The sequence below is a fragment of the Acidocella sp. MX-AZ02 genome, assembly GCF_000306035.1.
Classification (GTDB): Bacteria; Pseudomonadota; Alphaproteobacteria; order Acetobacterales; family Acetobacteraceae; genus Acidocella; species Acidocella facilis.
On the sequence record NZ_JH976207.1, the window covers coordinates 1,042,790 to 1,057,122 of the forward strand.

Annotated in this window: 11 protein-coding genes and 2 pseudogenes; 5 read left to right on the forward strand and 8 right to left on the reverse strand. The window is 67.0% G+C overall.

The window, feature by feature from the left end; genetic code table 11:
• From MXAZACID_RS19180 to MXAZACID_RS05145, 4 genes and pseudogenes are all read right to left on the reverse strand, one after another.
• Window positions 1-287, reverse strand: a pseudogene (locus tag MXAZACID_RS19180) (hypothetical protein); the annotation flags it as partial.
• Window positions 284-1,714 (reverse strand): FMN-binding glutamate synthase family protein, encoded by a 1,431-nt coding sequence (locus tag MXAZACID_RS05135; RefSeq protein WP_008493067.1) that lies wholly within the window; start codon window positions 1,712-1,714, stop codon window positions 284-286. The gene MXAZACID_RS05135 and the pseudogene MXAZACID_RS19180, both read right to left, overlap by 4 nt.
• Window positions 1,715-1,846: 132 nt before the next feature.
• Window positions 1,847-3,211 (reverse strand): ATP-binding protein, encoded by a 1,365-nt coding sequence (locus MXAZACID_RS05140; RefSeq protein ID WP_008493068.1) that lies wholly within the window; start codon window positions 3,209-3,211, stop codon window positions 1,847-1,849.
• An 8-nt stretch (window positions 3,212-3,219) separates the two neighbouring features.
• Window positions 3,220-4,392 (reverse strand): penicillin-binding protein activator, encoded by a 1,173-nt coding sequence (locus tag MXAZACID_RS05145; RefSeq protein ID WP_240376537.1) that lies wholly within the window; start codon window positions 4,390-4,392, stop codon window positions 3,220-3,222.
• Window positions 4,393-4,493: 101 nt separating this feature from the next.
• On the opposite strand from MXAZACID_RS05145, the pseudogene rsmI reads away from it, so the two are divergent.
• A pseudogene (gene rsmI / locus MXAZACID_RS05150) lies at window positions 4,494-5,388 on the forward strand (16S rRNA (cytidine(1402)-2'-O)-methyltransferase).
• A gap of 18 nt (window positions 5,389-5,406) precedes the next feature.
• On the opposite strand, the gene pdxH reads toward rsmI, so the two are convergent.
• Window positions 5,407-5,985 (reverse strand): pyridoxamine 5'-phosphate oxidase, encoded by a 579-nt coding sequence (gene pdxH / locus MXAZACID_RS05155; protein ID WP_008493071.1) that lies wholly within the window; start codon window positions 5,983-5,985, stop codon window positions 5,407-5,409.
• Between the two features lie 100 nt (window positions 5,986-6,085).
• On the opposite strand from pdxH, the gene fabI reads away from it, so the two are divergent.
• From fabI to MXAZACID_RS05180, 4 genes are all read left to right on the forward strand, one after another.
• Entirely contained in the window at window positions 6,086-6,928 is an 843-nt protein-coding gene (gene fabI / locus MXAZACID_RS05160) for an enoyl-ACP reductase FabI (RefSeq protein ID WP_008493072.1), read from the forward strand.
• A 2-nt stretch (window positions 6,929-6,930) separates the two neighbouring features.
• Complete coding sequence (gene aroC, locus MXAZACID_RS05165) at window positions 6,931-8,004, forward strand: chorismate synthase (RefSeq protein WP_008493073.1); 1,074 nt, start codon at window positions 6,931-6,933, stop codon at window positions 8,002-8,004.
• A 258-nt stretch (window positions 8,005-8,262) separates the two neighbouring features.
• Window positions 8,263-9,213, forward strand: a complete 951-nt coding sequence (locus MXAZACID_RS17690; protein ID WP_008493074.1) for a hypothetical protein — start codon at window positions 8,263-8,265, stop codon at window positions 9,211-9,213.
• 178 nt (window positions 9,214-9,391) lie between these two features.
• Complete coding sequence (locus tag MXAZACID_RS05180) at window positions 9,392-9,727, forward strand: hypothetical protein (protein ID WP_008493076.1); 336 nt, start codon at window positions 9,392-9,394, stop codon at window positions 9,725-9,727.
• Between the two features lie 166 nt (window positions 9,728-9,893).
• Here MXAZACID_RS05180 and MXAZACID_RS05185 read toward each other — a convergent pair whose 3' ends face one another.
• The 3 genes from MXAZACID_RS05185 to MXAZACID_RS05195 all read right to left on the reverse strand — a co-directional run.
• Entirely contained in the window at window positions 9,894-10,304 is a 411-nt protein-coding gene (locus MXAZACID_RS05185; RefSeq protein WP_144052654.1) for a hypothetical protein, read from the reverse strand.
• 123 nt (window positions 10,305-10,427) lie between these two features.
• On the reverse strand, window positions 10,428-11,042 hold the full coding sequence (gene rpsD / locus MXAZACID_RS05190) for a 30S ribosomal protein S4 (protein ID WP_008493079.1): 615 nt from the start codon (window positions 11,040-11,042) through the stop codon (window positions 10,428-10,430).
• A gap of 129 nt (window positions 11,043-11,171) precedes the next feature.
• The coding region (locus MXAZACID_RS05195; protein ID WP_008493080.1) for a Hint domain-containing protein at window positions 11,172-14,333 on the reverse strand (3,162 nt) is incomplete at its 5' end.

Consider the following 14,333-nt stretch of genomic DNA (forward strand, 5'->3'; position numbering starts at 1 on the left):
GCGGCGAACAGCGCCTTATGCCAGCCGATCACCAGACTCAGCGGGGCGGCCATCAGCCACAAGATGATATCCAGCAGCCGCGACCATTCCACCATCACCCCGGCGCCGGAATCATCGCGCGCGACAGTCGTGACCAGATGGCCGAGATGCACACCCTGCTCGATTCGCAGCAGCCGCATATAGGAATCCGGGTCCTGCAGGCTGCCCGCCAGCACGCTCGGCCATTGATGCAGGCCGAGCAGGATATTCAGCCCGGCGCTGAGCAGAAACAGCAGGCCGTAGATCAATTGGACTGCGCCCGGAACCCCGCCACGCCGCTCTCCAGCGCGGTGACATGCTTGGGCGCGAATTTGCTGGCATCGGTGACGCCGCAGCTATGGGCGATGATCTCGACCTCATCGCGCATCTTCAGCGCATAGCGCGAGACGCGCACCGCCTTGTCGGTCGGATCCAGCCCGGCGATCAGCCTTTTGTCGGCGGCGGTGACCCCGGTAGGGCAATGGCCGGAGCCGCATTTCATCGCCTGGATGCAGCCCAGCGCGAACATGAAGCCGCGCGCGGAGGAGACGAAATCCGCCCCCATGCACAACGCCCAGGCCACCTTGTCCGGGGTGATCAGCTTGCCCGAGGCGACGATGCGGATGCGGTGCTGCAGCCCATGCTCGTAACGCAGCGCCGCGACATAAGGCAGCGCCTGGGTGATCGGCAGGCCGACATAATCGGCCAGCGATTCCGGCGCCGCGCCGGTGCCGCCCTCGCCGCCATCGATCTGGATATAATCCGGGCAATGCTCCGGGTTGTCGGCGCAATCGCCGAACCATTCATCCAGGAAGGCCGGGTCGCCCAGCACGAATTTCACCCCCACCGGCTTGCCGGTGATGCTGCGCACCCGATGCACGAATTCGCCCAGCTCGGTGACGCTGCCGATATCGCGGTGGCGGTTGGGGGAGATGCTGTCCTGCCCCGGGGTGATGCCGCGGATCTCGGCGATCTCCTGCGTCACTTTCGCGCCGGGCAGAATGCCGCCTTTGCCGGGCTTGGCCCCTTGCGCCAGCTTCACCTCGAACATCTTCACCTGCGGGTGTGCCGCCAGCTCGCGCAGCCGGGCTTCGGAGAGATTGCCCTGCGCATCACGCACGCCATATTTCGCGGTGCCGATCTGCATGACGATGTCCGCCCCGCCCTCCAGATGATAGCGGCTGAGACCGCCCTCCCCGGTGCTCATCCAGATCCCCGCCAGCTTCGCCCCGCGCGAGAGCGCGGTGACGGCGTTGTTGCTGAGCGCGCCATAGGACATGCCGGAGATATTGAAGAAGCTCGCCGCCGGATAAGGCTGCTCACAGGCGCCGGGGCCGTTGGCGATGCCGATCAGCTTGCCGCTGTAAGCCCGCTTATCCTCATCCAGCACCGGAAAAGCCGCGTTGCGGAACACGAAGCTGGGCACAGCCTCAGAGCCGAAGCTGATGAAATTGGAAACCCCCTTGGCGGAGCGATAGACCCAGCTGCGCTCCAGCCGGTTGAACGGCCGCTCCACCCAGTCCGACAGATATTGGTACTGGCGCATATAGGTACCCCAGGTTTCCGCGAAATAACGGAAATGCCCGATGATGGGGAAATTGCGCAGCACCGTGTGCCGGGTCTGAAGCTTGTCATGGATATATAGCGCGACCAGACCGAGACTGATCAAAACGACGATGACGGCCAAGATGGTCATGCGGGGGTCCCCTCTCCTGCTGTTGGTTTCATTAACGGAGAAGGCGGGCAATGTCTTGGGGAGCGAAGTGAAGAAAGAGGTGGGGATTTTTTGAAAAAAGTCCCCACACCCCCAAAAACTTTTGCAAATTTTTTAGCGCGCGGGGCCGGGGAGCCAGACGGAGAAGCAGCTGCCCTGGCCAAGCTCGCTTTCGATCACCAGCCGGCCGCGATGGCGCGAGACCACATGTTTGACGATGGCCAGCCCCAGCCCGGTGCCGCCAATATGGCGCGACCGGCCTTTATCGACGCGGTAGAAACGCTCGGTCAGCCGCGGAATATGCTCGCGCGGGATCCCCGCACCTTCATCGGCCACCGAAACCAGCACCCCGCCCGCCGGAAAACGCTCATCCTGGGCGATGCCGGCCGAGAGCGTCACCCGCCCGCCCGGCTTGCCGTATTTCAAGGCGTTTTCAAGCAGATTGGTGAAAACCTGGGTGAGCTGATCGGCATCGGCGGCCACCCGTGGCAGATCCGCCGGCACCTCCACCACCAGGGTGATTGCCTGTGCCCTGACCATCGGCTCCAGCCCGGCGACGATGCGCTCCAGCAGTGGCGGCAGATGCAGCAGCTCCTTCGGTGGCGAATGTTCGGAAATCTCGATCTTGGAGAGGGAGAGCAGATCGCCGATCACGCGCTGCATCCGCGCCGCCTGTTCGGCCATGATGCCGAGGAAGGTTTCCTGCGCCTCGCGGTCATCGGCGGCCGGGCCGCGCAGCGTTTCGATGAAGCCGATCAGGCTGGCCAGAGGCGTGCGCAGCTCATGGCTGGAATTGGCGACGAAATCGGCGCGCATCTTCTCCAGCGCGCGCTCGCGGGTGCGGTCGCTGACCAGCATATAGACCGGCCCGCCGACCGGGATCATCGTCACTTCCAGATCCCGCTTCACCGGCGCGGCCAGCACGACCTCGCGGCGCACCGGCGCGGCGCTGGCCAGCACTTCGGCCAGGGCGTCGCGCACATCCGGGTGGCGCAGCAGGGCCGCGGTCTCGGTGCCGAAGGCGGTGATCGCGCTGTCATTGCGCCAGAGCATGGCGCCGTCCGCGTCGAGTTTCAGCAGCGGGTCTGGCAGGCGTTCAACCAGGGCGCGGTCTTCCGCCGCGCTGGCCACGTGGCGGCTGCGCAGCAGCCGCTCCGCATGGATCAGCCGCAGCGCCTCGGCCCCGAGATCGCTCATCCCGGGCATCAGCAGATGCCGGTCGGTCGGCAGCGATTCCGGGGCGGTGCGCAAGGCGCGCACCAGCCGCGTCATCGCCACCACATCCCGCCCCAGCAACAGCGCGAACAGCAACGCCACCAGCGTGCAGACCGCCCAGGCGGCGAAAGCCAGCAGCGGCCGCAGATCCCCCAGCGCCGCGAGCAAGGCAAAGACCAGGCTGGGCGTCAGCCCCAGCCCGAAAAACAAGGCGAGCGCGGCGGGGCCGGCCTTGTCCCAGCTGGTGCCTTCGGGGGGAGCCATCGGCGGGGTCAGGGGTTGTTGAGGCTGGCGGGGGCTGGGGAGGTGATGGTCGGCTGCCCCGGCGTGATCGAGAACACCGCCAGGCCACGCTTCACCGTGCCATCCGGCTCCAGCACCAGCAGCCCGTCAGTGCCGGTGAAGCCGGCGGGGGCGCTCAGCGTCTGTACCGTATAGCCGCCATTGGACGCGGCCAGCTTGGCCAGGGCGGCGGCATCGAAGGCGACATCCGCGATCGCCGGCGGCGCGCTGCCATAGGCGGCGGTGTATTTGGCATCGAAGGACGCGGCGGCGGCGGGGTCCGGCGCGGCATAGATGGCGCCGCGCAGCGCGCTCTGCCCGGCCATGGCGCTGGCCAAGGGCGCCCAGAGCGAGGGGCCCATCAGCAGCACCTGCGGCGCCGAAACATCGTAATAAGGCAGGAAATTCGCCAGCTCGGCCAGGGTATTGCCATCGGTGGCGCCGATGAAGAGGGCGTTGAAGCTGGGCGGCGCCACCTGCTGGCGGCGCAGCTCGCGGGCCTTGGCCAACCCCTCCGGCGTGTTGCTGTCCTTCGCCGCCTTGATCTGCGCCATCAGCGCCTCACCGCGGCCGCTCCAGTCCGACAGCGTGCGCACGGCGTTGTTCAGGCTGGAAAAGCCTGGCTCGTAGAACTGGATCTGCGGCGCCGGCTCGCTCAGCTTGGCGGCTTCCTGCTGCAGCGCTTGGCCGAGGCGATGGCCGAAATCCGTATCCGGCAGCAGCCCGGCGAGCTGGGTATGGCCGGCATCGGAGGCGGCCTGCACGACGCGGCGGACCTGCTGCCCGGGCGAGATGCCCAGCGGCCACACGCCCGGCTGCGCCACCGTGCCATCATTAGTGAAGGCCAGGACATTCACCCCGGCCTGCTTGGCGATGGGGGCGACCGCCTGGGTCTCGGCGGCGGTCAGCGGCCCGAGGATGATGCCATCCCCCGCCGCGAGCCCGGCCTGCGCGGCGCTCACCGCCCCGGCGGCGGTGCCGCCGGTGTCGCGAATATCCAGGGCCGGGGTGCTGCCGGCGGGGAAGGCGATCTTGGCGGCATTGGCCAGGGCCTGGCCCACCGGGGCCAACGGCCCGCTCAGCGGCACCAGCAGCATGACATTGCCGGATGTCTTGCCTGTGTTATTCGGGGTGCCGGCATTCGGCGTCAGCGCCGCGGGCAAAGGCCCGCTGCCGTTGATCTGAGGGGCTTGCCCCGCGCAGCTGGCAAGCGCCAGCATGCCGCCAAGGAGTAGAGATGAGCGAAGAGACGGCACCAGGCGCAATGATTGATCCTCCAACGCAAGCCCCGCCCACGGCGATGGCCGGGGCGTCCCTGCCCGCTCTTGTGATGGTTTCGACGCCAATCGGCAACCTTCAAGATTTATCGGACAGGGCCAGGTCGACTTTATCTGGGGTGAACACGATCCTGTGTGAAGATACGAGAACCAGCGCGGTGCTGCTGCGCGCCCACGGAATCAGCGCCAAATGCATCGCCTTGCACGAACATAATGAATCCGCCGCGATTCCCCGGCTTGTGGCGGCGATGCAACAGGGCGAGCGTTACGCCTTGATCTCGGATGCCGGCACGCCTTTGGTCTCGGACCCCGGCTACCGGCTGGTGCGCGCGGTCATCGAGGCGGGGCTGCCGGTCTCCGGCGTGCCGGGCGCGAATGCGGCGGTGCTGGCCCTCACCCTCTCCGGACTGCCGCCGCAGCCTTTTCTGTTCACCGGCTTCCTGCCGCCCAAGGCCGGGCCGCGCCGGGCCGCCTTCGCCGGGCTGCGCGGCGCCGAGCTGGCCGGGCTCAGCGCCACCCATATTTTCTACGAGGCGCCGCACCGGCTGGCGGAATTCCTGGCCGATGCCGCCTCTGCATTCGGGGAGCGCCCGGCCGCGGTGTGCCGGGAGCTGACCAAACATTATGAGGAGGTGCGCCGCGACACGCTGCCGGCCCTGGCGGCGCATTACGCCGAGCACGCGGCGCGCGGCGAGATCGTCGTGGTGGTCGGCCCGGCGCCAGCGGAGGAGACCGGGGCGGAGTCGTTGGATCAGGCGCTGCGCGCGGCGCTAAAGAGCCTCAGCGTGAAGGACGCCGCCGCCGCCGTGGCCGCCGCCACCGGGCTGCCGAAAAAAACAGGTCTATAAGCGTGCTCTGGAGATGGCGCAGGGGGAGGATTAGCCCCCCTGCGCGTTGCTCTTACGGGTAGAGCCGGCCGCTGCTCCAGCCATCTTCCGCCTTGCTGAAGATCAGCCGGTCATGCAGGCGGAAATCGATCCCTTGCCAGAACTCGAAATAATCCGGGCTCAGCCGCCAGCCGGACCAGAAGTCCGGGCGCGGCACGCTCTGGCCGGCGAAGCGCGCTTCCATCTCCTGCAAGCGGCTTTCGAACAGGCTGCGCGAGGCCAGCGGGCGGGATTGCTCGGAGGCCCAGGCGCCCAGCTGCGAGCCGCGCGGGCGGGTGGCGAAATACTCATCGGCCTGGGCCGGCTCGACCGGCGCGATCGCACCTTCTATGCGGATCTGCCGCTGCAGGCTCTTCCAATGGAACAGCAGCGCCACATGCGGATTGCCCGCCATATGCTGGGCCTTGCGTGACCCGAGATTGCCATAGAACACGAAGCCGCGCTCATCCCAGGCTTTCAGCAGCAGAATCCGCGCCGCCGGGCGGCCTTCGGGGGAGACCGTCGCCACGGTCATCGCGTTCGGATCGTTCGGTTCGGTGCGTTGCGCCTCCGCGAACCAGAGACCGAACTGGCGGAAAGGATCCTCGCTCATCGTCACTTATGCTCCTGCGCGTCTTGTGAGCCTTGATTGGCGCTGTCCTCTATGCCACCAACCGGACCCTCAGACGATAGCAGCACGGAGATGAGCCGCGATGGCCGACACCGATACCGAATCCGCCCTGCCCCAGGGCACGTTGATGCAGGGCAAGCGCGGCCTGATCATGGGCGTGGCGAATAACCGCTCCATCGCCTGGGCCATCGCCCGCGCTGTTGCCGCCCAGGGCGGCGAGCTGGCTTTCACCTATATGGGCGAGGCGCTGGAGAAGCGGGTGCGCCCGCTGGCCGCCTCCGTCGGCTCCGATATCCTGATCCCCTGCGATGTCGGTGACGATGCCGCCATCGATGCCGCCTTCGAGACCTTGAAGACGAAATGGGGCAAGATCGACTTCCTGGTGCATGCCATCGGCTTCGCGGACAAGAATTTTCTGCGCGGGCGCTATGTGGACACCCCCCGCGCGGTGTTCCAGCAGGCGCTCGATATCTCCGCCTATTCCTTCGCCGCCGTCTCCCAGCGCGCCGCCGCGATGATGCCCGATGGCGGTTCGCTGCTCACCCTCACCTATCTCGGCGGTGAGCGCTGGATGCCGCATTACAACGTGATGGGCGTGGCCAAGGCCGCCCTTGAGGCCTCCGTGCGCTACATGGCGGCGGATCTCGGCAAGGATAAGATCCGCGTCAACGCCATCTCCGCCGGGCCGATCAAGACGCTGGCGGCGTCGGGCATCGGCGATTTCAGCTATATTCTGAAATGGAACAAATATAACGCGCCGCTGCAGCGTAATGTGGAGTTGGAGGAGGTTGGCATGTCCGGCCTGTATCTGCTCTCTGATCTCGGGCGCGGCGTGACCGGCGAGACCCATCATGTCGATTGCGGCTATCATGTCGTCGGCATGAAGCACCCGGACGCGCCGGACTTCACCATCGCCAGCGAGTAACCATGTCCTTCAACACATTCGGGCAGCTGTTTCGCGTCACCACCTGGGGCGAGAGCCATGGGCCGTCGATCGGCGCGGTGGTGGATGGCTGCCCGCCGGGGATCGAGCTTTCGGAAGCGGATATCCAGCCTTTTCTGGATCGCCGCCGCCCCGGCACCTCGCGCTTCACCACCCAGCGCCAGGAGCCGGACCAGGTGAAAATCCTCTCCGGCGTGCATGAGGGCAAAACCACCGGCACGCCGATTTCGCTGGTGATCGAGAATACCGATCAACGCTCGAAGGATTACGCGAATATCACGGCGCGCTACCGGCCCGGCCATGCGGATGTGGCCTATGACATGAAATACGGCCATCGCGACCCGCGCGGCGGCGGCCGCTCCTCCGCCCGCGAAACCGCGATGCGGGTGGCCGCCGGCGCCATTGCCCGCAAGGTGCTGGGCGCGGGCGTGGTGATCCGCGGCGCGATGGTGGCGATGGGCGCGCATGGCATCAACCGCGCCAACTGGGATTGGGCGCAGGTGGAGCAGAACCCGTTCTTCTGCCCGGATGCGACCGCCGCGCAGGCCTGGGAAGCCGAGCTGGATGCGGTGCGCAAGGCCGGTTCCTCCATCGGCGCGGTGCTGGAGATTGTCGCCGAGGGCGTGAAGCCGGGCCTGGGCGCGCCGCTTTACGGCAAGCTGGATGCGGACATCGCCGCGGCGCTGATGAGCATCAACGCGGTGAAGGGGGTGGAGATCGGCGATGGCTTCGCCGCCGCCGCCCTGCGCGGCGAAGAGAATGCCGATGAGATGCGGATGAAGGAGGGGGAGATTGAGTTCCTCTCCAACCATGCCGGCGGCATCCTCGGCGGCATCGCCACCGGGCAGCCGATTCTCGCCCGATTCGCGGTGAAGCCGACCAGCTCCATCCTGATCCCCAAGCGCTCGGTGAGTGCCGATGGCGAGGAGGTGGAGGTGATGACCAAGGGCCGGCACGACCCCTGCGTGGGCATCCGCGCCGTACCGGTGGGTGAGGCGATGCTGGCCTGCGTGCTGGCCGACCATCTGCTGCGCCATCGCGGCCAGACGGGACGCTAGAGCGCACTGACCGTAGACGGTCAGCCCGATCTAGCGCGTATTCCGTTCACGTTGGTGTACGGAATACGCTCTAGCTTTTTGTTCGAGCGAGCAACTTTATCCGATCAAACGAGTCCGTTTGATCGGATGTTGCTCTAGCTCTTTGTTTTGGCGCGCAACTTTATGACCCTGACTGATGCCAGTCAGGGTCATGTTGCTCTAAACCGCCCGGCGGGTGAGCTTAAAACGCTGTTAAGCGTCGGGTCTTAAGAGCTTCTTATGACCCGTTCGCCGTTTTTTCCTCCCGCCGGCGCGCGTCTGGCGCCGACCTCCTGGCTTGCCGTCGGCGCCACGCTCGCGGATTTCGCCTTCGAGACAGATCCGCTGGGCCGCTTCACCGCCTTTGGCCCCGGCCGCGCCTTGGGCCGCCCCACGGCGGCGCTGATGGGGCAGGAATTCACCATATTGCTGGCTGGCGGCAACCAGGAAGAGGCGGCGGTGAGCGCCAACGAGCTACGCTCGATCATCACCACCATCTGCGTGGAATGTGTCGCCTGGCATGGGCGGCTGCGCCTGGCCGGACCGGACGGCGCCCTGCGGCTCTACCGGCTCTCGCTGGCGCCGCGCCGGGAGGGCAGCGAGATCGCCGGCACTTACGGGCTGCTGTTCGATCTGGAAACGCCCGACCTGGTGTTGCCGGACCGCCATGCCGAACGCGCCGCGCGCCCCGGCTTCAGTCCGGGCACGATGCTGGATGTGGAAACCGGGCTGTGGAGCCGCGCCACCTTCGCCACCGAAATCACCCGGCGGCTGGACCGGCTCGATGTCGAGGAGCAACCGGGCACGCTGCTTTATATCGGCTTCGGCCCGTTGAATGCGAAGCTGCGGCCGGCGGTGGCGTTGCGTCTCGCCGAGGAGCTGCGCGACATCATGCGCCCGACAGACCTGCTGGGCCGGGTGGAGGACCTGGTCATCGGGCTGTGGTGCGATGGGATGGACCATCTCACCGGCGGCGAACGGGCGGCGAAATTCTGCACGACCTTGCCGGCTTTGCTGCCGGAGCGGACGTTGCTGAATGTGGGGGTGGTGCCGCGCTGGCCCGGCAGAGGCGAGGATGCGGAAACCGTGATGGAACATGCGGCCATGATGCTGCGCCAGCTGCAGAATGAAGACGCCCCCGCGCCCGGCGCTCCCAGCCCGCCGCTCTGGCGGGTCTGGCAGAGCGATTAGGCGCCTACCCAGACCGAACGCCCAGGCAGGACGAGCCGCGGACAGGCAACAGGGTGGGCACCAAGACTGGCAACAAGACTGGCAACAAGACTGGCGCGCGTTCCAGCTGCGCGCAAATCGGCTTGCCGCCCTGCAAGCCTGGCGCGATGATGGGGCTACGACCACGGAGCCCGCTCAGTTGAAAATTCTGCCCACCGCCCTTCTGGCCTGCCTCGCCGCCTGCCCGGCCCTGGCGCGCCCGCTGCCCAACCCACCACCTTCGGGAATCACCGTGCATCTGTTCGGCCCGGGTTCCATCGGCTCTCAAATCCTGCCGGATGGCAGCACCAAGACGGGCGGCGCAAAACCCGTCGGCGGCGGCCCGGAGGCGGCACCCGTTTCGCAGGCGCGGCCAGAACCGACATGGGGCCAGATCGCGCACGAAATGTTCGTCACTGGCGATCCGGCGCAGGAAGCAGAGCCGCGCTTTGCCACCGGACGCGCCGGGCAGCATGCCGGCCAGCTGAACCAATAGAGCATCGGGCTTTTGTCTCGGCCCGCAATTCCTTGCTGTTGAGAAAAATGTTTTGGGGGCAGCTCTTTTAAAAAGACGGCGAAGCGATGTGGGGGCTTTTTGTAAAAAGCCCCCACATCCAAAAAAATTTTTATAACTTTTTCAGATACTTACCTTCAAATTACCTCTAGCTATCCCGGGCGCGCAGCTTGGCCGCGTCGTCCTGCAGATGCTTGGCCATCTCATCCATGTGCCAGGCTTCGATGTCGTAGAAGGTGACATAGCCGCGCTTGGCGGTGTCGATCTGGCTGAAATGATCGACCACCGGCTTGAAATTGGCGGCCTTGGCCTGGGCCAGGGTCAGATGGCCGTCATGGCTGGTATTGGCCGCATAGAAATCCGTCAGGAAACGCTGCGGGCCCATCCCGTGATGGTGCCAGGGGCCGTTATGCGGGCCCATCGGGCCGGGGCCCATACCCCCCATCCCATCCCCCATCCCCGGCGGGGGCGGCGGCGGGTTGGCGCCGTTATCGGCGGCTTGCGCGAAAGCGAGGCCAGGTGCCAGCGCCAGCAAAGAGGCAAAAAGAATACGACGCATCGGATACTCCATGGAAAACTGTCGATGCGCTCTTTCTAAGGCCAGCGTGTAACAGCCGCATCTCGTCCTTGTGACCAAAAAAAACGGCGCCCGAAGGCGCCGTTTTCCTGGAATATCCAGATCTTAGCGGGAGTAGAACTCGACCACCAGATGCGGTTCCATCTGCACCGGGAAGGGCACATCGGCCAGCTTCGGGGCGCGCAGGAAGCGGCCCTTCATGGCGCGGTGATCCACCTCGACATATTCCGGCACGTCGCGCTCGCCGCTCTGCGCGGCATCGAGCACCACGGCCAGCTGCTTGGACTTTTCGCGGACCTCGATCACGTCCTCATCCTTCACCTGGTAGGAGGGGATGTTGACGCGCTGGCCATTGACGGTGACGTGACCATGGGAGACGAACTGACGGGCCGCGAACGGGGTGATCGCGAATTTGAGGCGGTAGATGACCGCATCCAGGCGGCGCTCCAGCAGCTCGATCAGGTTCTCGGAGGTGTCGCCCTTACGGCGCACGGCCTCTTCATAGTACTTGTAGAAGGTCTTCTCGGAGATGTTGCCGTAATAGCCCTTGAGCTTCTGCTTGGCCATCAGCTGCACGCCGAAATCGGACGGCTTCTTGCGGCGCTGGCCATGCTGGCCCGGGCCGTATTCGCGCTTGTTCACCGGGGACTTCGCACGGCCCCACAGATTCACGCCGAGACGGCGATTGATTTTATATTTGCTTTCAGTGCGCTTGGTCATGGCGCAGGTACCCTTCTTGTTAAAACCGCCAGTAGTCTCTTCCGTTCAGCCACAATATCCTGTGGGCAAAACAGAGAGCGGGCGCGAGCGACCACCGCTCGTCCACGTTCCCGGCAACGAGGCGCGCGTCTATCCTGTTGCGCCGGGGGCGTCAATGGCTGGGGACGGCCAAAATCCTGGAGGGCTGCCCTGCGCGCGCTGCCAGCTTTGCGGCAACGCGGCGATAGCCAGCGCCCAGTGCCGGCGCGGCCGGGGGCTGAGCAAGGTGGCGCGGCTACCCATCCAGTCCCCGATATCACCCGGCGCGCGCGCCAGCCAGCCCGCGCCCAGCCGCAGCCCTGGCGTATCCCCCAAGCAAAGCCCGAGCGCGCGCCGATCCTCCGAATCCGGGTCGGTCTCCGCCGCGGCGCAGGCGGGGGCGAGCAGGATCAGCTCGCGCGCCGGCTGCGCCAGGCTGAACCGGGCCTGGCGCCAGCCATCGGGGCCGGAGAAGCGGGGCAGCACATCCTGCCCCGCCGCCATGGCGCGCAGCCGGGGCAGGAAGCCGGGGGTGAAGCCGGAATGCAGCGCCTGCTCGTGCAGCATCCGGCGGATGGCGGCCAGACGCGGCCCGCCGCTCACGGTGGCGGCGAAGGGGCGGCGCGCCGGGCTGCGCCGCCCCAGCTCATGGCTCAGCCAGTCCCGGTTGCCGTCGCAGAAATAGGATTCGCAGGGCAGCCCCTCGGCCAGCAGCGCGTCATGGCGGTCCAGCTCCAGATGGTAATAGGTGATGGCCGGCATCGCCGTATCGCGCAGGATGGTGGCGCCGTTGACCAGACATGCGGCCGGCACCAGCACCCCCTCGACATGGACGCCATGCGAGGGCGAGAGCCGCACCGGCCGGGCCGGCTTGCCAGGGCCGAAGGCGCCGGGGCGGATCAGCACCGGGCGCGCCTCCTGGCCGGGGCCATAATTCAGGTCCAGCACGCTCCAGCCCAGCCAGCGCACCGGCCTTCGCTCGCCACGGGCGGTGATCACCGGATCGCCAGGACGCAGCGCCTCGATCGGGCGATAGCCGTGCGGGGTGAGGATGCCGGTGCCGCGGGCGAAGCAGGGCAGCTCGCCGCCCAGCGTAAGCAACGCCCCGCCGCTGCCATCCGCGATCACGCTCACCGCCGGCAGCGCCCCGGCGGCGGTGCCCAGCGTGAAGGCGGCAGTGAGGCTGCCTTGGGCGTTGCGGACATCGATGGTGTTGCCCGCCAGCCCGACCAGAGACGGGGCGACGCCGACCAGATCCACCGCATCGAAGCTGGACATGTTGGCGATGCCCGGCATCCCGGCGGCGACATTATCCAGGACAAGCAGGCTGGAGGTGCCGGTGAAGCTGATTGGCGTAGTGGAGAGATCGGTGCTGTTCAGCTCCAGCGTTGCCTGGCTGCCGATCTCGACCACGCCGCCGCCGATCAGGCTGCCCCCGGCCAGCAGCAGGTCGCCGCCCTGGACAGCGAGCGTGCCGGTATCGATGAGGGTGCCGGCATCGATGATGCCATAACCCGCCAGCGTGCCGGCGAGGCTGAGCGTGCCCGCCTGCACCCAGCCATCATTGAGCTGCGCATTGGACAGGCTCATCGCCCCGGTGGCGGCAAGCGTCCCGGCGAGGCTGAGCTGGCCGGCGCTTTCCACCAGGCTGGCCGCCTGCAGGCTGGTGCCCACCCCCAGGCTGACAAGGCCGCCGCTGAGACTGGCGGTGCCGGCGATATTCATTACCGCCGTGCCGCCCAGTGTCAGCCCGCCCGCACCGGCATAATTCGCCGCATCCAGCAGCGCGCCGCCGGCCAGGGTGACACCGCCGCGATTGCTGAGGCTGCCCAGGGACAAGGTCGCCGCACCGGTGGCCTCCAGCACGCCGCCGCTGCCCAGAGTCAGGCTGCCCGCCGCCAGATCGCCGGAGGCGTAGAGAGTGGCGTTGCCCGCGACGCCCACCAGCGCCGCGCCGCCAATGCTCATCGTCCCCAGCACGGCCACGCTGCCTGCCCCGGCGCCGGAGGCGGCCATGGTCAGCGTGCCGGCCAGGCTGACCGCCTGGCTCAGCACCTCCAGCGCCCCTGCCCCGCCGGCATCGCCGAGCGTGGCATTGCCGGCCATCGCCACCTGCGCGGCGGCGCCGAATATGGCCAGGCCGTTATGGTCGATCTCCAGCGCGGTGCCGGAATAGCCGCTGGCCTGGAACGGGTCCTCGAAATCCACCGCGCCGGTGATCAGCGCCCCGCCCAGCGCGTGCGCCACATGATCGGTATAGAGCCCGCCACTATTGCCGAAGGAGACGAATTCGCCGGTGGTCAGCCCCAGGCCGGAATAGCCATCCACGGTGCCGGTGCTGCCTTTGCCAATCCCTTCATAATCGATCAGCCCGGAGAGGATGCCCGACCCGCTGCTGATGGTAAGCACATCCAACGCCCCGGTGCCGGTATAAAGCAGGGAGGCCAGCTGCGCGTTCATCAGCGCCAGATTGATCGCGCTCAGCGTCAGCGCGCTGCCCACGCTGTCCCCGACGCTGAGGCTGCCATGGGCGGTGGTCAGGGTCAGGGAGAGCGCCTGGGTCGTCGGTGCCGCCAAGGCCAGGCTGAGCCCGAGCAATGGCTGGCTCACCCCGGCGCTGGCGGCGAACAGCCCGCCATTGCTGATCGTCGCCAGGCTGGAATGCAGCACCACCTCCGGGTCCCCGGCGGAATCGAAGCTGGTGGCGGGGAACAGCCCGGCGGGGATATTGGCGGCAATCGTATAGCTGTCGGTGACGCCGTTGCTGTCCACCCCGGTGACGACGAAGCTGGAGGTGCCGGCGAGGGTGTTCACATCCTTCACCGTCAGCCCGGTGAGGCCAGGGAAGATCAAGGCGTCGCCCACCGCGAAGCCGGTGACGGTGCCAGAGAAATCCTGCGGCCCGGTGATTACGAAGGCGCCGCCGCTGCCGCCCAGCGTGCCGGCAAAGCCGCCGCCGATCGTCGCCACACCCGGCCCGCCAAACTCTAGCGTCACCCCGCTGGCGATGGTCAGCGGGGTGGTGTTGAAAATTCCGAAGAGCGGGGTTTGCGGGCCGAGCACCATGACCCCGCCACCGGCGACATCCAGATGCACGCCCGTCGCGACCAGCCCGGCATCGATTTCCAGCGTGCTGCCGCCCAGCGCCAGCAGCGTGCCGCTGCCATCGATCATCCCAGACTGGGAAAAATCCCCGACGCTGAGCGTGCCGCTGCCCTCCAGGATCGCCCCGGCGGCCAGGCTGATCCCTTCCTGATAGTCATTTGCCGCCCC

Excerpts from the sequence above, each read along its gene's own strand:
- MXAZACID_RS05135 (WP_008493067.1), bottom strand. The coding sequence starts at position 1,714 with ATGACCATCTTGGCCGTCATCGTCGTTTTGATCAGTCTCGGTCTGGTC.
- MXAZACID_RS05140 (WP_008493068.1), bottom strand. The coding sequence starts at position 3,211 with ATGGCTCCCCCCGAAGGCACCAGCTGGGACAAGGCCGGCCCCGCCGCG.
- pdxH (WP_008493071.1), bottom strand. The coding sequence starts at position 5,985 with ATGAGCGAGGATCCTTTCCGCCAGTTCGGTCTCTGGTTCGCGGAGGCG.
- fabI (WP_008493072.1), top strand. The coding sequence starts at position 6,086 with ATGGCCGACACCGATACCGAATCCGCCCTGCCCCAGGGCACGTTGATG.
- aroC (WP_008493073.1), top strand. The coding sequence starts at position 6,931 with ATGTCCTTCAACACATTCGGGCAGCTGTTTCGCGTCACCACCTGGGGC.
- MXAZACID_RS17690 (WP_008493074.1), top strand. The coding sequence starts at position 8,263 with ATGACCCGTTCGCCGTTTTTTCCTCCCGCCGGCGCGCGTCTGGCGCCG.
- MXAZACID_RS05185 (WP_144052654.1), bottom strand. The coding sequence starts at position 10,304 with ATGCGTCGTATTCTTTTTGCCTCTTTGCTGGCGCTGGCACCTGGCCTC.
- rpsD (WP_008493079.1), bottom strand. The coding sequence starts at position 11,042 with ATGACCAAGCGCACTGAAAGCAAATATAAAATCAATCGCCGTCTCGGC.